The sequence below is a fragment of the Tissierella pigra genome (genome assembly GCF_009695605.1).
Taxonomy (GTDB): domain Bacteria; phylum Bacillota; class Clostridia; order Tissierellales; family Tissierellaceae; genus Tissierella; species Tissierella pigra.
The window spans coordinates 13,897-37,378 of sequence record NZ_VUNQ01000033.1 but is presented as its reverse complement, the minus strand read 5'-3'; the positions used below and the strand labels follow the sequence as shown (position 1 = coordinate 37,378).

The 23,482-nt window shown below is 30.4% G+C and carries 24 protein-coding genes, 1 tRNA gene and 1 other RNA gene; 13 read left to right on the top strand and 13 right to left on the bottom strand.

All coding sequences use genetic code 11. The features are described from left to right. The first annotated feature begins 64 nt into the window (after nt 1-64). The 3 genes from FYJ83_RS13680 (at nt 65) to ffs (ending at nt 1,027) form a co-directional block, all read left to right on the top strand. Nucleotides 65-403, top strand: coding sequence for a hypothetical protein (locus tag FYJ83_RS13680; RefSeq protein WP_154441378.1), 339 nt, complete (start codon nt 65-67; stop codon nt 401-403). A 253-nt stretch (nt 404-656) separates the two neighbouring features. Continuing rightward, a tRNA-Ser gene (locus tag FYJ83_RS13675) sits at nt 657-747 on the top strand. A 13-nt stretch (nt 748-760) separates the two neighbouring features. Next, nucleotides 761-1,027, top strand: an RNA gene (gene ffs / locus FYJ83_RS13670) — signal recognition particle sRNA large type. Nucleotides 1,028-1,111: 84 nt separating this feature from the next. Here ffs and FYJ83_RS13665 read toward each other — a convergent pair. From FYJ83_RS13665 to FYJ83_RS13650, 4 genes are read right to left on the bottom strand one after another with little or no spacing between them, the layout of a single operon-like run. Beyond that, nucleotides 1,112-1,549, bottom strand: a complete 438-nt coding sequence (locus FYJ83_RS13665) for a flagellar export chaperone FliS (protein WP_154441376.1) — start codon at nt 1,547-1,549, stop codon at nt 1,112-1,114. A 13-nt stretch (nt 1,550-1,562) separates the two neighbouring features. Continuing rightward, the gene (locus FYJ83_RS13660; protein WP_154441374.1) at nt 1,563-2,453 is read right to left on the bottom strand and encodes a flagellin N-terminal helical domain-containing protein; all 891 of its coding nucleotides are present in this window, start codon (nt 2,451-2,453) and stop codon (nt 1,563-1,565) included. After that, entirely contained in the window at nt 2,443-2,643 is a 201-nt protein-coding gene (locus FYJ83_RS13655; RefSeq protein WP_154441372.1) for a hypothetical protein, read from the bottom strand. Before FYJ83_RS13655 ends, FYJ83_RS13660 begins: the two co-directional genes overlap by 11 nt. Then, on the bottom strand, nt 2,640-4,976 hold the full coding sequence (locus tag FYJ83_RS13650) for a DUF6240 domain-containing protein (RefSeq protein ID WP_154441370.1): 2,337 nt from the start codon (nt 4,974-4,976) through the stop codon (nt 2,640-2,642). The genes FYJ83_RS13655 and FYJ83_RS13650 overlap by 4 nt, the downstream gene beginning before the upstream one ends. Nucleotides 4,977-5,120: 144 nt before the next feature. Here FYJ83_RS13650 and FYJ83_RS13645 point away from each other — a divergent pair, with 144 nt between their 5' ends. The 3 genes from FYJ83_RS13645 (at nt 5,121) to FYJ83_RS13635 (ending at nt 7,533) form a co-directional block, all read left to right on the top strand. Continuing rightward, nucleotides 5,121-5,567, top strand: coding sequence for a YaaR family protein (locus tag FYJ83_RS13645; RefSeq protein WP_154441368.1), 447 nt, complete (start codon nt 5,121-5,123; stop codon nt 5,565-5,567). Nucleotides 5,568-5,631: 64 nt separating this feature from the next. Then, on the top strand, nt 5,632-5,922 hold the full coding sequence (locus tag FYJ83_RS13640; RefSeq protein WP_229768597.1) for a phasin family protein: 291 nt from the start codon (nt 5,632-5,634) through the stop codon (nt 5,920-5,922). A gap of 30 nt (nt 5,923-5,952) precedes the next feature. Beyond that, nucleotides 5,953-7,533: an ABC1 kinase family protein gene (locus FYJ83_RS13635; protein WP_154441364.1), complete on the top strand. Its 1,581-nt coding sequence runs from the start codon at nt 5,953-5,955 to the stop codon at nt 7,531-7,533. A gap of 8 nt (nt 7,534-7,541) precedes the next feature. On the opposite strand, the gene cuyB is transcribed toward FYJ83_RS13635, so the two are convergent. Beyond that, entirely contained in the window at nt 7,542-8,234 is a 693-nt protein-coding gene (gene cuyB, locus FYJ83_RS13630; RefSeq protein ID WP_154441362.1) for a cysteate racemase, read from the bottom strand. Between the two features lie 425 nt (nt 8,235-8,659). Continuing rightward, on the bottom strand, nt 8,660-8,929 hold the full coding sequence (locus FYJ83_RS13625; protein ID WP_154441360.1) for a CD3324 family protein: 270 nt from the start codon (nt 8,927-8,929) through the stop codon (nt 8,660-8,662). Between the two features lie 472 nt (nt 8,930-9,401). Between FYJ83_RS13625 and FYJ83_RS13620 the strand changes: the two genes are divergently transcribed. Further along, nucleotides 9,402-10,868 (top strand): catalase, encoded by a 1,467-nt coding sequence (locus FYJ83_RS13620; RefSeq protein WP_154441358.1) that lies wholly within the window; start codon nt 9,402-9,404, stop codon nt 10,866-10,868. A gap of 84 nt (nt 10,869-10,952) precedes the next feature. On the opposite strand, the gene clpB is transcribed toward FYJ83_RS13620, so the two are convergent. The 3 genes from clpB to FYJ83_RS13605 form a co-directional block, all read right to left on the bottom strand. Further along, nucleotides 10,953-13,547 (bottom strand): ATP-dependent chaperone ClpB, encoded by a 2,595-nt coding sequence (gene clpB / locus FYJ83_RS13615; RefSeq protein ID WP_154441356.1) that lies wholly within the window; start codon nt 13,545-13,547, stop codon nt 10,953-10,955. A 17-nt stretch (nt 13,548-13,564) separates the two neighbouring features. Then, entirely contained in the window at nt 13,565-14,494 is a 930-nt protein-coding gene (locus FYJ83_RS13610) for a DnaJ C-terminal domain-containing protein (protein WP_154441354.1), read from the bottom strand. A gap of 296 nt (nt 14,495-14,790) precedes the next feature. After that, the gene (locus FYJ83_RS13605; protein WP_154441352.1) at nt 14,791-14,937 is read right to left on the bottom strand and encodes an aspartyl-phosphate phosphatase Spo0E family protein; all 147 of its coding nucleotides are present in this window, start codon (nt 14,935-14,937) and stop codon (nt 14,791-14,793) included. Nucleotides 14,938-15,092: 155 nt separating this feature from the next. Between FYJ83_RS13605 and FYJ83_RS13600 the strand changes: the two genes are divergently transcribed. Beyond that, the gene (locus FYJ83_RS13600) at nt 15,093-15,488 is read left to right on the top strand and encodes a helix-turn-helix domain-containing protein (RefSeq protein WP_154441350.1); all 396 of its coding nucleotides are present in this window, start codon (nt 15,093-15,095) and stop codon (nt 15,486-15,488) included. Between the two features lie 65 nt (nt 15,489-15,553). Here FYJ83_RS13600 and FYJ83_RS13595 read toward each other — a convergent pair whose 3' ends face one another. The 4 genes from FYJ83_RS13595 to FYJ83_RS13580 all read right to left on the bottom strand — a co-directional run bounded on the left by FYJ83_RS13595 (nt 15,554) and on the right by FYJ83_RS13580 (nt 18,754). Beyond that, nucleotides 15,554-15,718 (bottom strand): aspartyl-phosphate phosphatase Spo0E family protein, encoded by a 165-nt coding sequence (locus FYJ83_RS13595; protein WP_154441348.1) that lies wholly within the window; start codon nt 15,716-15,718, stop codon nt 15,554-15,556. 145 nt (nt 15,719-15,863) lie between these two features. Then, nucleotides 15,864-16,133, bottom strand: coding sequence for a metal-sensing transcriptional repressor (locus FYJ83_RS13590; protein ID WP_154441346.1), 270 nt, complete (start codon nt 16,131-16,133; stop codon nt 15,864-15,866). 14 nt (nt 16,134-16,147) lie between these two features. Continuing rightward, nucleotides 16,148-16,354: a cation transporter gene (locus tag FYJ83_RS13585; protein ID WP_154441344.1), complete on the bottom strand. Its 207-nt coding sequence runs from the start codon at nt 16,352-16,354 to the stop codon at nt 16,148-16,150. 30 nt (nt 16,355-16,384) lie between these two features. Next, on the bottom strand, nt 16,385-18,754 hold the full coding sequence (locus tag FYJ83_RS13580; protein ID WP_154441342.1) for a heavy metal translocating P-type ATPase: 2,370 nt from the start codon (nt 18,752-18,754) through the stop codon (nt 16,385-16,387). Between the two features lie 219 nt (nt 18,755-18,973). On the opposite strand from FYJ83_RS13580, the gene FYJ83_RS13575 reads away from it, so the two are divergent. The 5 genes from FYJ83_RS13575 to FYJ83_RS13560 all read left to right on the top strand — a co-directional run bounded on the left by FYJ83_RS13575 (nt 18,974) and on the right by FYJ83_RS13560 (nt 23,453). Further along, complete coding sequence (locus FYJ83_RS13575; protein ID WP_154441340.1) at nt 18,974-19,198, top strand: FeoA family protein; 225 nt, start codon at nt 18,974-18,976, stop codon at nt 19,196-19,198. Between the two features lie 30 nt (nt 19,199-19,228). Continuing rightward, on the top strand, nt 19,229-21,223 hold the full coding sequence (feoB, locus tag FYJ83_RS13570) for a ferrous iron transport protein B (protein WP_154441338.1): 1,995 nt from the start codon (nt 19,229-19,231) through the stop codon (nt 21,221-21,223). Nucleotides 21,224-21,234: 11 nt separating this feature from the next. Next, entirely contained in the window at nt 21,235-21,498 is a 264-nt protein-coding gene (locus FYJ83_RS13565) for a hypothetical protein (RefSeq protein ID WP_154441336.1), read from the top strand. 117 nt (nt 21,499-21,615) lie between these two features. Further along, nucleotides 21,616-21,762 (top strand): hypothetical protein, encoded by a 147-nt coding sequence (locus FYJ83_RS19700; protein ID WP_195838007.1) that lies wholly within the window; start codon nt 21,616-21,618, stop codon nt 21,760-21,762. Between the two features lie 236 nt (nt 21,763-21,998). Next, nucleotides 21,999-23,453, top strand: a complete 1,455-nt coding sequence (locus FYJ83_RS13560) for a nicotinate phosphoribosyltransferase (protein ID WP_154441334.1) — start codon at nt 21,999-22,001, stop codon at nt 23,451-23,453. Nucleotides 23,454-23,482 lie beyond the last annotated feature (29 nt).

Genomic DNA, 23,482 nt, shown 5'->3' with positions numbered 1-23,482 from the left:
TTTCTTAAAATTTCTTTTGGTAATGTTGACATAAAAAATTCTCCTTTCTGGTTTAAATCATATTTTGATTCTTGCCAGAAAAGAGAATTTTATTTCGCAAAAGCACAGATTATTTTACACTACCAATAAATTTGAAGGAATAGCTTATTCAATAGAAAGTATTCGTAAGTCCATAGAAGATATAAATATATCTGGACGAGAGGTGATAGTTAAAAAAGATGAGATAATAAATATCATAGAAGGTCTATCTGCTATATCAGAGGAAAATGCAGCAGGAACACAAGAAGCTTCGGCTTCAGTAGAAGAGCAGATTGCATCTATGCAAGAAATTGCAAATGCCAGTGACTCTTTATCTAGTTTAGCAGGGAAGATGAAGGAAAGTATTGATAGATTTAAATCTTAAAAATTAAATACAGTATTCATAGATTAAAATAATATTATGAATACTGTATTTTTATGTTTTATTTACTATATAAATAATCTGATTTAATGTAGATTTTACAGCCTTAAAGAATAAATATTCTTCATACAAAATTAAAACTTTCCTATTTGATTATAAAGAGGTTTACTGTTTCTTACTGATACTGTGAATTTATAGTTGACAGTTTAGGATATATTAGTTATAATATAGTCCTGTGAACTATTAAATATTTTGTGGAGAGATGGCTGAGCTGGCTGAAGGCGCTCGCCTGGAAAGCGGGTAAACGTGAAAGCGTTTCGAGGGTTCGAATCCCTCTCTCTCCGCCATTAGAAAATTTTACCGTGCTAGATGGGGAGGTAGCGGTGCCCTATAACCTACAATCCGCTATAGTAGGATTGAATTCCCAGTCTAGGCATCTCTGTTGTGGGGTCTGCCCTAGATAAGTGGCAGTGACGATTGGGTCCTACGCAACGGAAACTCATGAACCTCGTCAGGTCCGGAAGGAAGCAGCGATAAGTGAATATTTTCGTGTGCCGTGGGGATGCCTAATCTGAGTTAACTGTCTAGGTAACGCTTGGAACAGGATTGTCAAAGCTGGGTGCACGGTTACATAGTGAAAAAACTGTGGTTTTCCACAGTTTTTTTATTTTTTGTATATGAAATTAAAAAGGTGGGTTACCCCACCTAGTATTATCCTTGAAATGTTTTATTTGACCTTGTTAAATGATCCAATAGTTCTTCTTTTCCATAAGTAAGTCCAGATACTATATTAGCCTCTTCTTTACCTTCAAGTCCTTTAAATCCTGTATATATTGGATTTATTATATCTATAGCTTTTTTAAAACTAGATGAGTCCTTTTTTATTTCACCTTCTGTTATTAGCTTATTTGTAAATAAATAAAGTGATCTAAGATTTGTGGATAATTCGTCTTTTTCTCTGAAAGTTATTAACAATTCAGATATAATGTCCCTTGAATTGTTAATAAGTTCATTTAACATAGTATAATCTTCTTTCTCTATGGCCTTTCCTGCATCTTCAAATCTTTCCATTAGCCCTTCATGTAAAAGTGCTAATAATCCCCAATCATTAGTTGATAATATTTTTTTTTCTAAAGTCATACTTGACATCTATATGTCACTCCTATCTCTGTAATAGTTGAAGTACCATTTGCGGCAACTGATTTGCCTGACTTAGCATACTTGTACCTGCCTGTTGCAAAATATTTAGTTTTGTAAATTCACTCATTTCTTGTGCCATATCTAAATCTGCTATTCTAGATTTTGATGTTGTTAAATTTTCTGCTGTATTATCTACATTTTTTATTGTATGTTCTAATCGATTTTGGATTGCACCAAGTTTGGAACGCATTGAAGAAACTTTTTTTATAGCTTTTTCATAAGTAGAAATTGCTTTGTCGAAATCATCGTTTGTTAATCCAGTCTTTACACTAAAGTTTCCACTAGATCCTGAGATAACAGAACCATCTGCTATCTCTAATCCATCTGATCCAGATCCTCCTACAACAATATTAATCTCCTTCATATCAATTTCCAAAGTCTGTCCTTCTTTAGAACCTATTTGAAGGTTTAAGTCAGTGGCTCCATTTCCATCTAAATCTCCCTTTAATAAAGCTATTCCATTGAAATCAGTTTCATTACCTATCTTATCAATTTGTTCTGTTAATTGTTTAATCTCATCAGCTATTGTTTCTAAATCTTCATCCTTATAAATTCCATTTGCTCCTTGTACACTTAATTCTCTCATTCTCTGAAGCATTTCATGTACTTCATTTAATGCTCCCTCTGCTGTTTGAATTAGAGAGATTCCATCTAAGGAGTTTCTTGAGGCTTGCCTCAATCCTCTTATTTGTGCTTCCATCTTTTCCGATATAGCAAGACCTGCTGCATCATCTGACGCTCTATTTATTCTCTTACCTGATGAAAGTCTTTCTAAGGATTTTTGTAATCCTTCCGTATTCATATTTAATAGTCTATGGGTATTTAATGCTGGTATATTGTTGTTAATTCTCATGGTTTTTATCCCCCTCTAATTTATTTGTTTTTTCTATAAATGAAATTACCTCTCCTAATATTTGAAACATTTCCTTTGGCAGTTTGTCCACCTTTTCTTCTATTGTTTCTTCATTTAAAGCATTTTCATTTACTTCATCTTTAATATATGCCTTTTCAACATATTTTCTTGATATTAATCTTCTTTTCATAGTATCACCAATTTATATCCTAAATCTTCTAGAGATTTTTCCAATATATTAATTTTTTGGAGTAAAGAATCTTCTTCTAAATTTACATATACTTCTTTGCCTCTTACATTAAAATCCATATTTATAAGTCCCAAATTTTCTGTTTCAAGACTTATATAAAAGTTCATATTATTTTTATCAATGGCTTTTTCCCCATGGGATACTATAATATTTAAACTTTTATATTCATCTCCTATTTCCAGTGGCAACTGAAGTATTGTATCTTTTTTAGTTATCTTCTTTTGAATACTTAAATATTCGTCCTTTGGTTCTCTTTTATCATTGGAATCAAAAGACTTTTCTCCACTATTCAATAGACCTACTAAATCCTTATAGTTTTCTTTGAAGCTATCATCACCATTTTTAATGGATTCCGATATTTTCTCTTGAAGAATTTTTATATTTTCTTTAAATTCTTCATTGTATTTAGAATTATGAGGATCCTGTATATCCTTTAATATATTGGCAATTCCTTTATTTCCATTTAAAAAAAGATTTACGTCTTTAATCTCTTTTAAGGTCATAGGAATTTGATTCTTCATTATAATTGGTAATATTCTTTCTTCATTTCCTTTAATATCTTTTATTTCCTTGGTCATTCTATGGTTTTCTTTATATCTGTTTATCTTTTTTTCTATATAATTATTTAATTCATTTATTTCCATATGTTCCAAGGATTTTCCTTCTTTAATGCTTTCCCTTATTATATTTGTAGTTAGGCTATTTTTTGCCCTTATATATTCTTCAAATATTAACCCCTTACTTATTTTATCGACTGGGTTAATGGTTTCTATACTTGTATTTATTTCCTTATGAACCATGTATAGGTTATCTAGGGTAATAGCGTTAAACTTCTTCTCTGTAAGAGATACTGTCGTAGGATTTAGGTTTTCTCCTAAATTATTAAATATATTGGATATATGAATAGTCTTATCTACTGTTCTTTCCTCTATATTTAAGTGTTTTTGCATATTTGTATCTATTACTTCTTTAATGGTTTTTATATTAAAATCTTCCCCACTTTTTAGTAACTGCAAAAGATTCTTATCTGTAATCTTTCCTAGTACTTCCAGTTCTTCCTTTATTTTATCAATAAAGTCTTTAGCCATAGGCTCATATATTTCTTTTGATAAGTCTTCACTTTTTAATTCTTTTATTAATTCATGAATGTTTTCTTCTAATATATTTATACCTTTTTCATTTAAGTTTATTATTTGACTCTGATCTAATATGGATACTAGTTCTTTTACAGCTTCCTTCATATTTTTGACTTCATTGTATTTTTCCTTGTCCATGGTCATATTGTTTATTATAAATTCTCTAAGAATATTGATGTTTTCTACATTTTCATCTATATCTAAATTCTTTAGTATTTCTCTTAAACTATTTATTGATGTTTCTTGTACTATTGTAAAACCTTCAAAGTTTTTAGCTTCAGAGTTGCTACTTATTTCATCTGTTATATAAGAATTATTTATTTTATATAAATTCTCTATATTGAACTCTTTATCTTCACCTATTATCTTTACATATGCCTCTTCCTTTAGGGACTTTAAATTATATAATTTTTTCATAACTTCCATGGTCTTATCTATATTTTCCTTTGTAATAGGAAGTTTTTCTTTGTGTAATATCATAATAGTATCATATACATCTTTTCCCATTTTCTGACCATAGATTTCCTTGCATATTTCCTCTGCCTCTTTATAGGTCAAATCCCTTTCTAATTTCAAAAATCTTTTTAAGGAAAACTCAGGCTTTTCATTTTTTATTTCTTCTAAAACTTCATTTATCTTTTGTAAATTTACATTTTCTAAATCAATTCCTCTATCTATAAGCTTTACTATGGAATCTGTGTCTATATCCTCTATTATTTTATTTAGGTATTCTTTTGACTTAATATAGGAATCCACATTTCCTTTTGTAATTGCTATGCCACTACTAAGAAGAAATTCTATCATCCTTATGTTTTCCTCTGTATATTCTAATCCTAATTCACTTAATATATCTGCTGCCCTTCTTGTTTCTTGCTCTTCTTTTACTACTTCTTCTTTTTCTTCTACTTTAGAAGATACTATATTTTCTTTTTCGACTACTATTTCTTCCCCTAAATCTTTTACCATTTCTTCCTTTAGTCTTAAAGAATATTCTATAGTCTTATTATCTATGGTCTTTTGAACCTTTATATCTTTACCATTTTGTTCTACCAAAACTCCTTCTATATCATAAGGAAGGGTTGGGGTGTTGTAACTATTCATTATATTTTCTTTGCTGCCTATTTTTAAAATTTCCATAATGATTTCCTTTCATTGATTAAATGAATAACTTTCCACTACTTTTACTATATATCGACAATATTAAAAATTTCCTTGAGGGACTTATTACTTATTTCCTTATTTATGTCGATAATATATAATGAATGGGTAGGAGGGATTAATATGAATCGGATAAATAGAACTGGTATGGAAAATGTTTCACCTATAGAGATTTCCCGGGCTGTAGATAAAAAAGCTGTAAAAGATACTTTTAAATTGAAATTAAATGAATTAGAACAAGAGCAAATTAGAACTGAATTAAAATCCTTATACGATAAAATTGAGGAGCAATCCAATCGATTATCTGATAAATTATTTATAGACGATTTAATTTCTTATAAAAAATTAGTTAAAGAATTTCTAAATATTACAGTAAATAACTCTCATATTTTTTTCAAAGAAAACTCTCTCGATAGGCGAGGCAGACATAGAATCTACTCCTTAGTTAAAAAAGTAGATCAAGAATTAGATGAGTTGACTCAGGAATTTTTGGATTTAGAAAACAAACGATTAAACATTCTTAAAAGACTAAACGATATACAAGGAATTCTAATGGATATAATAGCATAAAATAATCGAATATTTTTTATATAGATGGGTATATTCTTTCATAGGGGTGATTAATTTGGAAGATATGATAAGAAGAATATTTTTAGCTGGAATTGGTACTTTAGCTTTAACTTATGAAAAATCTAATGAAATGATACAGAATTTAGTGGAAAAAGGTAAAATTACTGTAGAACAAGGCAAAGAATTAAACGAGGAGTTAAAAAGAGTTATAAACAATAAAGAGAATAGTAAAGATAGCAAAGAAGATTTAAAGGAAATCTTAAAGGACTTAAATCTAGCAACTAAAGAAGATATTACTAATCTTGAGTCAAGAATCAAGGCTATTGAAAAAAACAATAATTTGGAGGGAAAATAAATACCTTGATGTTTCAAGGTATTTTTCAATATGGAGAATAATTATACTAAATTAAGGTTTAAAGAAATTATTTCTGTAGCCATTAAGCATGGGCTAAAAAACGGAATAGGAAATCCCTTAGATTTAAGGCTGGTTTTAGAGGAGTTAGGACCAACCTTTGTTAAAATTGGACAAATACTATCTACACGTTCTGATATACTACCTAAGGAATACATACTAGAATTGGAAAAGCTTCAAGATGATGTGAAGTCTGAGGATTTTAATATAATGAAAGAACTTATAGAAGAAAATCTCAATGGAAATATTTCAGATGTGTTTTTAGATTTTCAAACTACACCTTTGGCTTCTGCTTCTCTTGCAGAAGTCTATTTAGCTAGACTAAAAACTGGAGAACAAGTAGTTCTAAAAATCCAACGTCCCTTTGTAAAAGACAAAATCCTAGCTGATATTCATATCTTAAAAAAACTTAGTCCTTTTATTAAATTGACAACAAAGAATGAATTCTTTGATATTAATGAAATAATTGAGGAAATCCAAGCTGCTACAGAAAAGGAACTAGATTTTTTAAATGAAAAAGAAAATATAAAGAAATTTAATCTAAATAATAAGGATATAAAATATATTAAACATATTGAAGTCTACGAAAAATATTGTACTTCTCATATGATAGTAATGGAGTACATTAGTGGTATAAAAATAGACGATATTTCCAAGTTAATAGAAGGTGGATATGATACTAAAGAAATAGCCAAAAAGCTTACTTATAATTATTTTAAGCAAGTTTTTGAAGATGGCTTTTTCCATGGAGACCCTCATCCAGGAAATATCTTAGTTCATGAGAACAAAATTGGATTTATTGATTTTGGTCTAATGGGAGATTTGAATCTAGGGCTCAAGAAGAAATTTAATCTATTTTTAGAGGGAGTGGCTACTAATAATGTGGAATTAATGACTAGTTCTATTTTGAGTATTGGTATTAAAAAAGATGAAATAGATATAAATAAACTTTATCAAGATATAGATCTTCTTTATAATACATATATAAATGAGTCTATTTATGAATATGACTTGGCTCAAATCCTAGAAGAAATCATTGTTACCTGTAGAAGAAATAAAATAGCCATGCCTAAAGACGTAGTTTTCCTTGCAAAAGGTATATTAACTTTACAAGGAGTTCTGGCTAAAATAGATAAAGATTTAAATATCATGGACATTGCAACTCCCTACTTTAAAAATAAAATTATAGAAGAAAAACTAAGGGATTTTGATTTCAATTTATTAGGGGGAAAGGTCTTATCTGTCGGAAATTCATTTTTGGACCTGCCTTTGAAGCTGCTTCAACTTATTGATAGAGGTATTGAAGGAAGGCTAAAGCTTAACTTACAGTTTAAAGATATGGATGAAAACTTTAATGAAATCAATAAAATGGTAAATAGAATTATCTTCTCTGTTATTGTAGCTGGATTATTAGTAAGTTCTTCTTTAGTCATAAATGCCAATATAGGATTAAAGGTTTATGGTATATCTGCCATAGGTATCGTAGGCTATTTAGGTGCAGGATTAGCTGGATTTTGGCTTTTAATATCTATACTAAAATCAGGGAAACTATAAACTAACTGTCAGTCATTTAGTTTATAGTTTCTCATTTCTACACATCTTTGAGCTAATATAACAATAGGATCTATATATTCCTTTGGAGCACCTATTTCTTCTGCTAAAAGAGGTAACTCTGTACACCCTAAAATCACTGGCATATGACTATCTTCAATATATTTATCTATAAGACCTTGAATTTCCATTGGTTCTACATTAAATTTTGAGGATTTAACGTCATATATCCAATTCATCAGAGTTTTCTTATGAGTATCATCGGGATATATAATGTCTAAATCAAATTCTTGAAATATGATTTTATAAATTTCAGATTTATAAGTCCCCTCTGTTGCAAGAAGTAAATATTTCTTGTGAGTATAATTATTTTTTAAATATTTTGCTGTTTCATATATCATATTCAATATCTTTACTTTAGTATACTTAGTTATTTCATCATAAAAATAATGAGCAGTATTACATGGTATGGCTATATAATCTACTCCCATTATTTCTAGTTTTAAAATAGATTTTATCATCTCCGTAATAGGATTTTCCCCTAGTCCTAAAATATATGCTGTCCTATCGGGTATTTCCACATTATTGTCAATAATAATATGTAAATGTTCTTGATCTTTAGTTGCAGGTGTAAGACTTATAATCTTATTAAATAAGTAACAGGTAGCTGCTGGTCCCATACCTCCCATTATTCCAAGAATCATTCTACCACCCCATAATTTTTATCTGTTTATCCTTTTTTTATATAATAATATCTTTTTAATATTATATTTAAGATATGAAAAAGCACAAAATTATATGAATATAAATTATAATTTTATGCCAAAGTGTATGGAATACTAGAATATAAAAATCATGAAGAATTAGTTCAAAATCCATAAATATTACCTTATTAATTGGATTAATTGATATTTTAAACGCCTTTACCATTATTCTGCCATGACTTGTGATTAAATCTCTATCCTCTAGATAAACAAATAAGCTAGGTCAGTTATGACCTAGCTTATTTGTTTAAAAATTTATACTAAAAACACCTCTATTATTTTCAAAATACCATCTCCCTTCTTCTATGTTAACCGGTTAATTATATTTTCTCATTTATTCTATAAAAATCATATAGAGAAAACAATTATAATAGTTTTTTACCATATACTATTTTTCTAACGGTCTCTTGACTTAGATAATACTCTTCTGATATCTTACTAATAGAAATACCATTTTGAAATAATTTGATAATATCTTTATTCCTTTCTGCAAGGGCTTCTTTAGAACCTGTCAATTGACCCCAACTCAATCTGTTGCTAACCTTAGGTATATATATTAGTCCTCCATCAATATGCTTTTGAACCTCTTCCAGCAAATGAGGTGGCAATACTTCTGCTGCATTTTTGTAACTCAAATATCAGTACCTCCCATAAAAAAGTATTAGATTGACAAATGTAAATTTCACATTTATTCACAATACCCACCTCCCTTAGTATATTTTTTAATATTATCTATTATATTTTAGAATAATATTTACAATGATCTTTCATTCTAATTTCTCTTCTGCCTTCAGCCTTAATATATACATCCCATTCATTATACTGAGCTGATAACCTAATTCTATCATTTATTGTATAAGAATAATATGGAAAAAACAATTATAATAATTTTTCCCCTTGAATTTAAAAAACTTTACTCATCACAAGAAACTATTACGTTATCTTATCTTTCAAATTTCTCCCGATAATCATTTTATCTATTTCAGCTAGGTTTTGGCTTTTAATATCTATACCAAAAGCGAAGAGACTATAATGGTTTATAGTTTTAATGTCTTAAATTGGGGTATTTAAATAACTGAGTCATAAACTAAAGAGAGGAGACGGAATATGGATAAAAACAAAAAGTTAACCACAGTTACAGGTGCACCAGTGGCTAATAATCAAGACTCTATGACTATAGGTCCTAGAGGTCCTATGGTACTGCAAGATGTTTGGTTTCTAGAAAAACTTGCTCATTTTGATAGAGAGGTTATTCCAGAAAGAAGAATGCACGCTAAAGGCTCAGGAGCCTTTGGAAAGTTTACAGTGACAGATAATATTACTAAATACACAAAGGCAAAATTATTTTCAGAAATAGGTAAAGAAACTGAAGTATTTGTACGTTTTTCTACTGTTGCAGGTGAAAGAGGAGCTGCCGATGCTGAAAGAGATATTCGGGGATTCGCAATAAAGTTTTATACTGAAGAAGGAAACTGGGACTTGGCTGGTAATAACACTCCAGTATTCTTTTTTAGAGATCCTCTCAAATTCCCTGACTTAAATCATGCAGTAAAGCGTGATCCTCGTACTAATATGAGAAGTCCTACAAACAATTGGGATTTTTGGACTTCACTTCCTGAAGCATTACATCAAATAACAATTACCATGAGTGACAGAGGAATACCAAAGTCCTATAGACATATGCATGGATTTTCTTCTCACGCCTATAGTTTTATAAATGCTGAAAATGAAAGGGTTTGGGTAAAATTCCATTTTACAACTCATCAAGGTATAGAAAATCTAACAGATGAGGAGTCAGCTGCAATAATTGCAAATGATAGAGAAAGTCACCAAAGAGATTTATATGAATCAATTGAAAAAGGTGATTTCCCTAAATGGACAATGTATGTTCAAATAATGACTGAAGATCAAGCTAATAGTATGCCATACAATCCTTTTGATTTAACAAAGGTTTGGTATAAAAGTGAATATCCTTTAATAAAAGTTGGTATATTAGAGTTAAATAAAAATCCTGATAATTATTTCCAAGATGTAGAACAATCAGCTTTTAATCCTGCTAGTGTGGTACCAGGAATAAGTTTCTCTCCTGATAGAATGCTTCAAGGAAGATTATTTGCATATGGAGACGCACAACGTTATAGATTGGGAGTTAATCATCATCAAATTCCTGTTAATTATCCAAAAGCGGTTAAAGACTATAATAGTTTCCATAGAGATGGACAAATGAGAGTAGATGGAAACCATGGTTCAAAATTACACTATGAGCCTAATAGTTATAATGAATGGCAGGAACAATCTGAATATGGTGATCCAATTGAAATGACCTCTGGACATATTATGAGATTTGATTTTAGAGAAGATGATGATGACTATTATACACAGCCTGGTAAGCTCTTTAGATTAATGACTCCAGAAAAACAACAAGCTTTATTTGAAAATACAGCTCGAAATATGAAGGGCGTTCCTGAATTTATAAAGATGAGACATATAGAAAATTGTCTAAAAGCAGATCCAGCCTATGGTGAAGGTGTGGCAAAAGCAATGGGTATAAGTTTAGCTTCCAGTACAGAATAATATAAATATATGAATATAACCTTTTTGAAACCCATTTATGTAAAAAACTTGGTACAATTATTAATAATTGTACCAAGTTTTTATTTAATCAATATTATTTACTTTAAATTTAAAATCTTCTCCATCACATACTACTAGAATATTATCCTTATCTTTCAAATCTCCTCTAATAATCATTCTACCTATTTCAGTTTCCAAATGTTTTTGTAAAAATCGCTTAACTGGTCTTGCACCATATTGTATGGAATAGGCTCTGTCTAAAATAAGGTCTTTTGCTTCATCTGTTAATTCTATAGAAATCTGCCTATCTTCTAGTCTATGACGGATTTCCTCTATTTGAAGGTCTATTATTTTAAATATCTCTTCCCTTTGTAATGGCTTAAACATTACAATTTCATCTATACGATTCAAAAACTCAGGTTTAAAAGTTCTTCTCATTTCATTCATTACTTTATCTTTTGCAGACTCATCTATACTGCCATCTGGTCTGATTCCTTCTAATAAATAAGATGAACCTAAGTTGGAAGTCATTATAATAACTGTATTTTTGAAGTCAACTGTTCTACCTTGATTATCGGTTAACCTTCCGTCATCTAATACTTGTAAAAGTATATTAAATACATCGGGATGGGCTTTTTCTATTTCATCAAATAAGATTACTGAATAAGGTTTTCTTCTTACAGATTCAGTTAATTGACCACCTTCATCGTATCCAACATATCCAGGAGGTGCTCCTACAAGTCTAGATACAGAGTGTTTTTCCATATACTCGGACATATCTATCCTTATAATATTTCTCTCATCATCAAATAATGTGGTAGTTAAAGCTTTAGATAGTTCTGTCTTACCTACTCCTGTAGGACCTAAGAATATAAAAGATCCTATTGGTCTATTTATTTGTTTCATTCCTGCCCTAGCTCTAATTACTGCATCTACTACGGATTCCACAGCTTCATCTTGCCCTATTACTCTTTTATGAAGTATTTTATCTAAGGATAACAGCTTTTCTCTTTCTGTTTCTACCAGTTTAGACACTGGAATTCCTGTCCATTTAGCCACTACTTCTGCTATTTCTTCTTCGGTAACTTCTTCCTTTAACATTCTTTCTTCTTTTTCGTTTTTCTCATTGACAGATTGTAGTTTCTTCTCTAATTCTGCTAAAGTTCCATATTTCAATTGTGATAATTTTTCTAAATCATATTTTCTTTCTGCTTCTTCTATTTCCCTTTTTACTCTATCTATTTCTTCTTTTATATCTTTAATATTTGATATACTCTTTTTTTCATCTTCCCATTGGGCCTTCATTATATCGAACTTTTCCTTAGAATCTGATAATTCTTTCTCCAGTTTTTCTAATCTTATTTTTGAAGCTTCATCAGTCTCTTTTTTTAAAGCAGACTTCTCGATTTCCAGTTGTAATATCCTTCTTCTTATTTCATCAATTTCCACAGGCATAGAATCTATTTCGGTTCTTATCATAGCTGAAGCTTCATCCATTAAGTCTATTGCCTTATCGGGTAAAAATCTATCAGATATATATCGGTCGGATAAAGTTGATGCAGCTATTACAGCACCATCTGATATTCTTATTCCATGATGGATTTCATATTTTTCTTTTAATCCCCTAAGAATTGATATGGTGTCCTCAACTGTTGGCTCCTGAACTAATACTTTTTGAAATCTTCTTTCTAAAGCTGCATCTTTTTCAATATACTGTCTATATTCATCTAAAGTAGTAGCACCTATTGTATGAACCTCTCCCCTTGCAAGCATTGGCTTCAAAAGATTTGAAGCATCCATAGCTCCATCAGTTCTTCCTGCACCTACTATATTGTGAATTTCATCTATAAACATTATTATTCTACCTTCTGATTTTTCTATTTCAGACAAAACTGCTTTTAATCTTTCTTCAAATTCACCTCTATACTTTGCTCCGGCAATTAATGCTCCCATATCCAATGCAAATATGGTCTTATCCTTGAGTCCCTCTGGAACATCTCCGTTAACTATTCTAGAAGCTAAACCTTCTACTATGGCTGTTTTACCTACTCCAGGGTCTCCTATTAAAACAGGATTGTTTTTAGTTCTTCTAGATAATATTCTAATTACATTTCTTATTTCCCCATCTCTGCCGATTACGGGGTCAATTTTGCCTTTTCTGGCATCTTCTACTAGATCTCTTCCAAATCTAGTCAATGCCTCATAAGTAGACTCTGGATTGTCAGAAGTAATGGTTTGATTTCCCCTTATTTTCTTTAACGCCTCTAAAAATCTTTGTAGATTTATATTATATTTATTAAATATCCTTTCAGATGCAGAACCTTTTTCCTTTAAAAGTGATATATAAATATGCTCTACTCCTACATATTCATCTCCAAATTTCTTAGCCTCTTCTTCTGCATTTAATAAAATCTTTGTATATACTCTACTAGGATACATAGAACCTCCACCACCAGATTGCTTAGGAAGTTTTTCTATTTCTCTTTCAACATCTATTCTAACCAGTTCAGAGTCTTCTCCCATTAAAGATACTACTTTAGGGATTAATCCCTCATTTTGTGTCATTAAGCCATAGTGAATATGGATTTCTTGTAACTCTGGATTTCCATTTTTTATGGCTATATTTTGTGAATTTTGTACTGCTTCTAAAGACTTCTGAGTAAATTTATTTAAATCCATATTATATACCTCCTTGACTACTTATTATCTTTACTAATATTTTTTAGTTTTTCATATAATTTGATTTCTTCTTCTGTAATATTATTTGGACTTACTATATTTATTTCTACATATAGGTCTCCCCTATTATCTTGCATATCCTTATATCCTTTTTTAGGTATTCTAATTTTCTTTCCTGATGAAATCAACTTTGGAACATCGATTTTAATTTTTCCATCTATTGTATTTACTACTACCTTTTCTCCCAATACAGCTTCCCAAGGTAGTAAATCTACTTTAGATATTATGTCCAGTCCTTCCAGTTTATTTCTTTCATCTTCTATAAAATTAATCTTAAAGAGAATATCTCCATTAATGCCCCATTTTTCACCTTTAACTTTTAATTTTTTCCCAGGCAATATTCCCTTTGGCACCTTTACTGATATATTTTTATTTTCGCCACCAACATTAAGATTTATATCTTTCTGGATTCCATTATAACCTTCTTCAATAGTTATATTTAGTTCCGATTCGTAGGAAGGACTTTGCTTCTTAGTTGCTTTCCTACTCCCAAACAAATTCCCTAAATCAAAACCTCTTTGACTGCCACCTCTTTGATTTCCGCCCATTCCACCAAAAAACATATTAAAAAAATCACTAAAATCCCCATCTGTTGTAGTATAGGTATATCCTCCTGATCCACCAAAACCATATTGGGATGGATCAAAATTTTGACCATTAGAAAAATTATATCCCGAACCAAATTGATCATACATCCTTTTCTTTTCTTCGTCTCCTAGTACTTCATAGGCTTCATTTATTTCCTTAAACTTTTCCTGTGCCTTATTATCATTTGGGTTTAGATCTGGATGATACTTCTTAGCTAAACTTCTAAAGGACTTTTTTATTTCATCTTGACTTGCATTTTTATCAACACCAAGTATTTTATAATAATCTTTATATTCCATAGAATCTTCTCCCTTTTTATAATTAAATGATTCAACCTTATTTGACTTTCCTTGACCTTTAACTTAATTATACATTTTTCACTGAAAAAATCAATATAATAACAATATAATTAGTTAATTTTTTTCCTTTTTTATTACTCTTCACAGTTAATAAAAAAAATAATAAAAATACACACTGATTACGCTCAAATAATGCAAACTGCTTAAAATCTTTTTTGCTTATGGCAACTCAAAAATTAAATTCTGTCTGCAAATGTCCTCTCAGTATTTTTATTATTTTTCAATATAACTGTGAATTATAAACTTTCTTCTAAGTCTTCTTCTTTATGATATTCTATTATTAATTTATCAAGCTCTTGACTTATTTGCAATATTTCTACTTTATTGTTGGACTTAACTGTCTGATGTAAATGTTCCCTTAAATTATTAATTTTATTCTTCATTTTTTTTCCTCCAAATAAATTTTATTACATTTATTATATAATAAAACATACTTGCAATACAATACTTTTTATGCAAATAGGCAATTATATTTATATGCCATTAGCCAATTTAGTTAAGACCCAGAAACGTATACATTATTATTGAGGTGGCGAAAATGAATGATTCAAAAAAGACATTAAACTACAAAGATGTAGGATTGAGAATTAGATTAGAAAGAGAAAAATTAGGATTATCTAGAGAAAAGTTTGCTGAATTAGTTGGATTATCATCATTTTATATTGGTCAACTGGAAAGAGGAGATCGTAAAATGAGTGTAGATACCTTAGTAAATATATCCAGTGTTTTAAATATCTCAGTAGACTATCTTCTATATGGTTATAACTATTATATGGAAAATATAAGTATTTCGGAGGCATTTAATGATATTTACAAGGTATCCGTTGACAATGAACTAAAAGAATTATTGAACATATTAGAAGGTAGTTCTAAGGAACAAATATCTCTTTTAAAGGATATTTATAAACTTATTTTACCTTCTATTAAAAAATAAGGTCATACTTTGACCTCCCCTGACTTTTGTTAAAATTGTAAAATTGATTTAATGGAAAATCAACTTTATTGCAGCTTCTTTTTATTTAATTTTTCTTCTTCCTCTAAATGGTATTTTACAATAAGTTTATCCAGTTCCTCACTTACTTGAATGACTTCCTTATGATTATCATTTTGAAATTTCATTTCTTTATACAACTTTTCTCTAATCTTATTAATTTCGTTTTTCATATTATCCCCCTACATAAAATCATATAGTTTAAATTATACGTTAAAACCTATGTTCGTTCAATAGATTTCTTTCTATTATATTAGAAAAGTTTTGACAAAATAAAACAACTTAATATAATTAAGTTGTTTTATTTGTCTTATTTTTTTATTTTATATATTTATCTATGATATTTATTATCTCATCTATTTTCTCTCCGCCTTGTTCTTCACCTTCTAAAATAGCAGTAATTACACAAGACCTTATATGACTATTTAGTATATCTATATTTGCCTTTTTTAACAATCCAATTGCAGATAGAATCTGTGTAGAAACATCTACACAATATCTATCGTCTTCAAGCATTTTTATTATTCCATCTATTTGACCTCTAGCTGTTTTCAGTTTAATAGCGGCTTTTCTTTTTCCCTCATTCATTAAATCACTACTCTCTATTTTATTTCTATTAAATCATATCCTGCATCTTCTATTGCATCTTTTATAAGAGTACCATCTAAACTTTCTCCCTCTACCTCTACTGTTTTAGTTGATAAATCAACTTCTACTTTTGTTACTCCTGCTAATTCATTTAATGCGTTCTTTACAGCTTTTTCACAATGTCCACAGGACATTCCTTCTACTAATAAGGTTTTTTTCATCTTTTTCTTCCTCCTCTATTTTATAAATAACTATGCACGAAATTTCTTTAGTCTTAATGAATTTGTAACTACTGAAACTGAACTAAAGGCCATAGCTGCACCTGCTATCATTGGATCTAGAAAACCTAAAGCCGCAAAAGGTATTCCTATGGTATTATAGAAAAATGCCCAAAATAGATTTTCCTTTATGGTTTTCATAGTTCTATGACTTAGTTTAATGGCTGTTACTACTCCAGATAAATCTCCCCTCATAAGGGTTATATCTGCTGCCTCCATAGCAACATCTGTACCAGTTCCTATGGCGAATCCCACATCTGCTGCAGCTAAAGCTGGTGCATCATTTATACCATCTCCAACCATTCCTATATGCTTTCCTTCTGATTTAAGTTTTTCTACTACTTCAGCCTTATTTTCTGGTAGAACTTCTGCTAATATATTCGTTATACCCACTTCTTTAGCTATGGCCTTGGCTGTTCTCTCGTTGTCTCCTGTTATCATATAAACTTCTAATCCCATGGATTTCAACTGTTCTATTGCTTTTTGAGATGTTTCTTTTATTTGATCTGCCACAGCTATTATTCCAGATAATTTATTGTCTATGGATATTAGCATTGCAGTTTTACCTTCTTCTTCTAATCTTAGTAAGTCTTTTTCTCCTTCTGATATGGAAATATTATTATCTCCCATTAGTTTTCTATTTCCAACTAGTATCTCTTTATCTTCAAGAATTGCCCTAAGACCTTTTCCTGGTATTGCTGCAAAATCTGTGGGAATAGATAGTTTAAGCAATTCTTCTTCACCTTTTTTTACTATAGACTGACCTAATGGATGCTCTGAAGTTTTTTCTACTGATGCAGCTATTCTAAGAATTTCTTCTTTCTCTATTTCTGTAATAGAAACTATATCTGTTACTTCAGGTTCTCCTTTAGTTATTGTACCTGTTTTATCAAATACTATTGTATCCATTTTGTGAGCTCTCTCTAAATGTTCTCCTGATTTAATTAGTATACCATTTTCTGCTCCTTTACCAGTACCAACCATAATAGCTGTAGGTGTTGCTAATCCCAATGCACAAGGGCAAGCTATTACTAAAACGGCAACTGCATTTACAAGACCTACATTGAAATCGCTAATGAAATAGAATCCTACAAATGTAAGTAAGGCTATAACAACAACTACTGGTACGAATATTCCCGATATTTTGTCTGCCAATCTTTGTACTGGTGCTTTAGAACCTTGGGCATCTTCTACTAATTTAATGATTTGAGATAATACTGTATCCTTACCTATTTTAGTTGCTCTAAATTTAAAAGCACCATATTTATTTATTGTAGCCCCTATTACTTCATCATCTACTGATTTATCTACAGGAATACTTTCACCTGTAAGCATAGATTCATCTACTGAGGAATTTCCCTCTACTATAATTCCATCAACTGGTATTTTTTCTCCTGGTCTAACAACTATAATATCTCCTATTTCTACCTTTTCTATAGGTATATCCATTTCTACTCCATCTTTTATAACCTTTGCTGTTTTAGGCTGTAAACCCATTAGTTTTTTTATGGCTTCAGAAGTCTTTCCTTTGGCCACAGCTTCAAAGGTTTTTCCTAAAAGAATTAATGTTATAATAACTGCTGAAGATTCAAAATAATATTCATGAACTCCTGTTAATAAATTATATATACTATAGAAGTAAGCTGCCGATGTTCCCATGGATATAAGCACATCCATATTAGCTCCCCCACCTCTTAAAGCATTATATGCTCCCTTATAGAACCTATAGCCTATTATAAACTGCACAGGAGTTGCAAGTGCTAATTGAAACCAACCATTACTTAATATATTGTGAATTCCGGCCATATGAAAAAACATTGCAGAAAATAAAGGTATACTTAATATGGCTGAAATGATGAAGGATGTTTTTAAAGACTTTATTTCTTTTTCTCTCATTTCTTTTTCCCTATCTAAATCTCTCTCTATTTCTATTTCTGCTTTATATCCCGCTTTTTCTACAGTCTTAATTAAAGTTTCTTCATCTGTTAATCCAGATAAATATTGTACTGTTGCTTTATTTGTTGATAGATTAACTGTAGCCTTAACCCCTTCTAGTTTATTAAGAACCTTTTCTACCCTAGTGGAACAAGCAGCGCAAGTCATTCCTTCTATAATCAAAGTTTTCTTAACTAGAGGAACTTCATATCCTGTTTTTTCTATTACCTTGATTAAATTCTCTGGTTTGACCTTATTAGGATCGAACTCTATATTTGCCTTATTGGAAAGTAAGTTTACTGCTACAGACTCTACTCCATCTTGTTTGCCTAGAGATTTTTCTACTCTAGCAGAACAAGCTGCACAAGTCATTCCAAGTACATCTATACTTATCTTTTTAGTTTCCATTATATCACTCCTTTTTATCCCACCCCCACGGGGGGGTGTATTTTTATTATATTATTATTCTTGAATTCTGTCAACAAAATTATTATTTATTAATATTTATTTACTTATTCACGTTATATATGAAATACATATTGCATTTATGTACTAAATCATTTATAATAGAAATATTAATGATAATTATTATCAATATCGTATATACATATATGAAAGGATGATATTATGAGCAGTTCATCTTTAGTTTCCTTAAAACCCAAAGAATGTGGAAGAGTTAAAGAGATTTCAGGGTGTTGTAAAGCAAAAAAAAGATTATATGAATTGGGGCTTCATAAAAATGCCTGCGTCAAGGTTGTAAAAAATGATTTTGGTCCTATTATTATCAACTTATCAGGTAATAAATTGGCTTTAGGTCGTGGACTGGCATCCCATGTATTTATTGAACATTAAATAGTGACTGATTTTGAAGGGGGAAGTCGTTTGAATACAATAGCACTTGTTGGTAATCCAAATAGTGGAAAAACAACTTTATTTAATGCACTAACAGGCTCTAACCAACACGTTGGAAACTGGCCTGGGGTTACTGTGGAAAAAAAAGAAGGAAAGTTTAAATATAAAGGTAATCAGTATAATGTGGTGGATCTTCCTGGAACATATAGCCTCGGAGCATATTCAGAGGATGAAGTAGTTGCTAGAGATTATATTTTAAAGGGAAATCCAGATATTGTAATCAATGTAGTAGATGCCACTAATATAGAAAGAAATCTTTATCTAACAACTCAATTAATGGAGATGGGAGTAAAGGTTATTATTGCTCTCAATATGATGGACGAGGCTAAGCAAAAAAATATCGAGATAAATCTAGATAAATTGTCTAAAGAACTAGGGGTTCCCATAATACCCACTGTTGCAGCTAAAAGCCAAGGCCTTGATCTTTTAATAGATAAATCCATTGACTCTATAAAAAAAGAAAAATATTCTAATAAATCTTTTAGTTATGGAAAGGATATTGATAGTGAGATAAATGAAATAGAAAAAATCTTAGATAACTTAGATTTACAATATCCTAAAAAATGGATAGCAGTAAAGCTTTTAGAAGGAGATAAAGAAATTTATAGCCTTTTATCAAAAAAAGCTTCCCAGCCTATTAAAGACAGATTAATAGATATAGAGGAAAAATCTAGTGAATATGAACTTGAAATAGTAGACAAAAGATATGAGTTTATTGGAAATATAGTAAATCAATCTATTAAAAAACCTTCAGAAGAAAGAGAAACTGTAACTGATAAAATAGATAAAATTGTTACTCACAAGTATTTAGGAATACCTATATTTGCTTTAATTATGTTTTTAGTATTTCAGCTAACTTTTGTTATAGGTCAGGATTTACTTGGAGGATATGTAGCAGATGCTATTGAATCTATGGGAGAGTTTGTAGTCTCCTTATTGGAAAATATCAACTCACCTGAATGGATAATTTCTTTCCTTTCAGAAGGCATATTTGGTGGAGTAGGAGCTGTATTTGAATTTGTTCCCCTTATTATGGTCTTATACTTTTTCTTAGGTATATTAGAAGATACAGGATATATGGCAAGGGCTGCTTATATAATGGATGGATTTATGAGACGCCTTGGTCTTCATGGGAAAAGTTTTATTTCAATGATTATAGGATTTGGTTGTAATGTACCTGGTATCATGTCTACTAGAACCTTAGATAACAAAAAAGATAGAATGATTGCATTATTAATTAACCCATTTATGTCTTGTGGAGCTAGGCTTCCTATTTATTTAGTATTTATAGCTGCATTTTTTCCAAGTCATGGAGGAATCGTATTATTTACACTTTATGCTTTGGGAATCATTATGGCTTTAATAATGGGTAAAATATTCTCAAAAACATTATTTAAAGGTGAGTCCTCTCACTTTATAATGGAGTTGCCACCTTATAGATTGCCTATATTTAAATATGTATTAAAAGATATGTGGAGTAAAGTCTGGGACTTCCTACACAGAGCTGGAACTATTATATTCTTTGTAGTATCTATTCTATGGGTGTTATCTGTATTGCCATTTGGAGTAGAGCCATATAGTCAAGAAAGTATTTTAGGTAGAATAGGTACTATTTTATCACCTATATTTATACCTGCTGGATTTGGTACTTGGCAAGCCACTGTTAGTTTATTTGCAGGAATCGCTGCAAAAGAAGCTGTTGTTGCAATCCTTGGAATGGTTTATGCAGGTGTAAGTGAAGGTACTGCTCTTGTTTCTGCCATACAAAATGTATTTACACCATTAACTGCCGTATCCTTTATGGTAATGGTTCTTTTATACACTCCTTGTGCCGCAGTAATAGGTACTGTAAAGCATGAAACTAAATCAATTAAATGGGCAGCTTTTATGGCTATATATCCATTTGTAATGGGCTGGATATTATCGGTTATTGTATATCAAGTTGGAAGCCTATTAGGATTTTAGGAGTTGATAGTATGCTTAAAGATGTTTTAAAGGAGTTGTCAGAAATTAGAGTTCTTTCCACTTCTTTAATAGCAAAAAAGTTAAATACATCAGAAGCCTTAGTAGAGGAAATCATCCAACAACTATATCGTATGGAGTATATTAAAAATGATGAAGGATGTGCTACCTCAGATGTTAAATGTAGTAGCTGTGCATATAAATCTATGTGTACAAGTACACCAATAAAAACCATAAGTATTACAGACAAGGGAAAGACATTACTAAAAAAACTTTAAGAAAATTTCTTAAAGTTTTTTTTAATATTATGTTTAAAATAAAATTTCTGGGTATAATATGAATACATACATCAGCAAGTTATATTGATAAAGCAGTATTTTGATATAGCATGATGTATGTATAAAATAGATAGAACTTTAGCCTTAAACCTAATTAAAGTATTTAATTGGCCCCTTAGTTTAAAAATAGTTTTACTGGCAAATAAAAATGTATATAGCACTACCCTTAGGATTGCAAATAGTAAATCCTCCATTGTTAAATAGTTAGATGAAAATGATCAAAGAATTATAGCATTAAGGAGTGTATCAACGTATTGAATTTGAAAAACAATGTAGTTCCATTAGGTTTAGGCATCAAAATAAAGTTCTATTTTATATAATGGGTAATTTCTATAGAGATTAGAAATTACCCATTTATTATTTTTTATTATTATGTTTATTGAACTTTTCATATTATAGGTCTATAATTAGGGTAATGATAATGAAAAAGGAGATTGCCAATGATAAGCTTAGATTGGAAGGATAGAAAAAATCTTACTATGTTAGCAGACTTTTACGAATTTACCATGGCTAATGGTTATTTAGAAAATGGTATGGGAGATCAAATTGCTTATTTTGATATGTTTTTTAGATCAATACCTGATGATGGTGGCTTTGCTATTATGGCAGGTGTGGAACAATTAATAGAATATCTAAGAAATCTTAAATTTGACGAGGAAGATATAAGCTACTTTGAATCCAAGAATATATTTTCACAAGTGTTTTTAGATTATTTAAAGGACTTTAGATTTAAATGCGATGTATGGGCCATTCCAGAGGGAACACCAATATTTCCTCAAGAACCTATAGTAGTGGTTCGTGGTCCTGTAATACAGGCACAACTTATAGAAACTATGGTGCTTCTAACCATAAATCATCAAAGTCTAATAGCCACTAAGTCCAATAGAATAGTTAGGGCAGCAGATGGCAGAACTGTAATGGAATTTGGTTCTAGACGTGCTCAAGGATATGAAGGTGCAATTTTAGGTGCTAGGGCTGCATATATTGGTGGCTGTATAGGAACAGCAAATACCATAGTAGATAGAGATTTTGATATTCCTGCCATGGGTACAATGGCTCATAGCTGGGTTCAAATGTTTCCTACTGAATTAGAAGCCTTTAGGGCCTATGCTAAGACCTATCCAGATAATTGTACACTTTTAATAGATACGTACAATACTTTAAAGCAAGGATTACCAAATGCTATACAGGTATTTAATGAAGAAGTTGTACCACGAGGATTTAGACCTAAGGGTATTAGAATAGATAGTGGTGACATTGCTTATCTATCTAAAGAATGTCGTAGAATGTTAGATGAAGCAGGATTTAACGATTGTAAAATAGTAGCGTCCAGTTCCCTTGATGAATATGTAATTAGAGACTTACTTATTCAGGGAGCACAAATCGACTCCTTTGGAGTAGGCGAAAGACTTATAACTGCAAAGTCACAACCCGTCTTTGGTGGTGTTTATAAATTGACTACCATAGAAAGAAATGGACAGCTTGTTCCTACTATAAAGGTAAGTGAAAATGTGGGCAAAATAACTACCCCAGGGTTTAAACAAGTATATAGATTATTTGATAATATTACTAAAAAAGCAATAGCCGATGTAATTACTTTACATGATGAAGTAATCGACACTAGTAAACCTTATGAAATATTCCATCCTTTATATACTTGGAAAAGAAAAACATTAGAAAATTTCCATGCTAAAAAGCTTCTAGTACAGATCTTTGAAGATGGAAACTGTATATATGAAAGTCCAAATATACATGAAATAAAAAATCATTGTAAAGAACAGTTGGATTTAATGTGGGATGAAGTAAAGAGATTTGAAAAGCCACATAGATATTTTGTAGATTTGTCACAAGAACTATGGAATATTAAGAATCAGTTATTAAAAAAACATAGATAGGCTAATCACCAATAAAAAAGCCGAGGTTT

Bases quoted from the DNA above. Each gene is read 5' to 3' on its own strand.
- FYJ83_RS13665 (WP_154441376.1), bottom strand. From the start codon at position 1,549: ATGTCAAGTATGACTTTAGAAAAAAAAATATTATCAACTAATGATTGG.
- FYJ83_RS13660 (WP_154441374.1), bottom strand. From the start codon at position 2,453: ATGAGAATTAACAACAATATACCAGCATTAAATACCCATAGACTATTA.
- FYJ83_RS13655 (WP_154441372.1), bottom strand. From the start codon at position 2,643: ATGAAAAGAAGATTAATATCAAGAAAATATGTTGAAAAGGCATATATT.
- FYJ83_RS13650 (WP_154441370.1), bottom strand. From the start codon at position 4,976: ATGGAAATTTTAAAAATAGGCAGCAAAGAAAATATAATGAATAGTTAC.
- FYJ83_RS13645 (WP_154441368.1), top strand. From the start codon at position 5,121: ATGAATCGGATAAATAGAACTGGTATGGAAAATGTTTCACCTATAGAG.
- FYJ83_RS13640 (WP_229768597.1), top strand. From the start codon at position 5,632: ATGATAAGAAGAATATTTTTAGCTGGAATTGGTACTTTAGCTTTAACT.
- FYJ83_RS13635 (WP_154441364.1), top strand. From the start codon at position 5,953: ATGGAGAATAATTATACTAAATTAAGGTTTAAAGAAATTATTTCTGTA.
- cuyB (WP_154441362.1), bottom strand. From the start codon at position 8,234: ATGATTCTTGGAATAATGGGAGGTATGGGACCAGCAGCTACCTGTTAC.
- FYJ83_RS13620 (WP_154441358.1), top strand. From the start codon at position 9,402: ATGGATAAAAACAAAAAGTTAACCACAGTTACAGGTGCACCAGTGGCT.
- clpB (WP_154441356.1), bottom strand. From the start codon at position 13,547: ATGGATTTAAATAAATTTACTCAGAAGTCTTTAGAAGCAGTACAAAAT.
- FYJ83_RS13610 (WP_154441354.1), bottom strand. From the start codon at position 14,494: ATGGAATATAAAGATTATTATAAAATACTTGGTGTTGATAAAAATGCA.
- FYJ83_RS13605 (WP_154441352.1), bottom strand. From the start codon at position 14,937: ATGAAGAATAAAATTAATAATTTAAGGGAACATTTACATCAGACAGTT.
- FYJ83_RS13600 (WP_154441350.1), top strand. From the start codon at position 15,093: ATGAATGATTCAAAAAAGACATTAAACTACAAAGATGTAGGATTGAGA.
- FYJ83_RS13595 (WP_154441348.1), bottom strand. From the start codon at position 15,718: ATGAAAAACGAAATTAATAAGATTAGAGAAAAGTTGTATAAAGAAATG.
- FYJ83_RS13590 (WP_154441346.1), bottom strand. From the start codon at position 16,133: ATGAATGAGGGAAAAAGAAAAGCCGCTATTAAACTGAAAACAGCTAGA.
- FYJ83_RS13585 (WP_154441344.1), bottom strand. From the start codon at position 16,354: ATGAAAAAAACCTTATTAGTAGAAGGAATGTCCTGTGGACATTGTGAA.
- FYJ83_RS13580 (WP_154441342.1), bottom strand. From the start codon at position 18,754: ATGGAAACTAAAAAGATAAGTATAGATGTACTTGGAATGACTTGTGCA.
- FYJ83_RS13575 (WP_154441340.1), top strand. From the start codon at position 18,974: ATGAGCAGTTCATCTTTAGTTTCCTTAAAACCCAAAGAATGTGGAAGA.
- FYJ83_RS13565 (WP_154441336.1), top strand. From the start codon at position 21,235: ATGCTTAAAGATGTTTTAAAGGAGTTGTCAGAAATTAGAGTTCTTTCC.
- FYJ83_RS19700 (WP_195838007.1), top strand. From the start codon at position 21,616: ATGTATAAAATAGATAGAACTTTAGCCTTAAACCTAATTAAAGTATTT.
- FYJ83_RS13560 (WP_154441334.1), top strand. From the start codon at position 21,999: ATGATAAGCTTAGATTGGAAGGATAGAAAAAATCTTACTATGTTAGCA.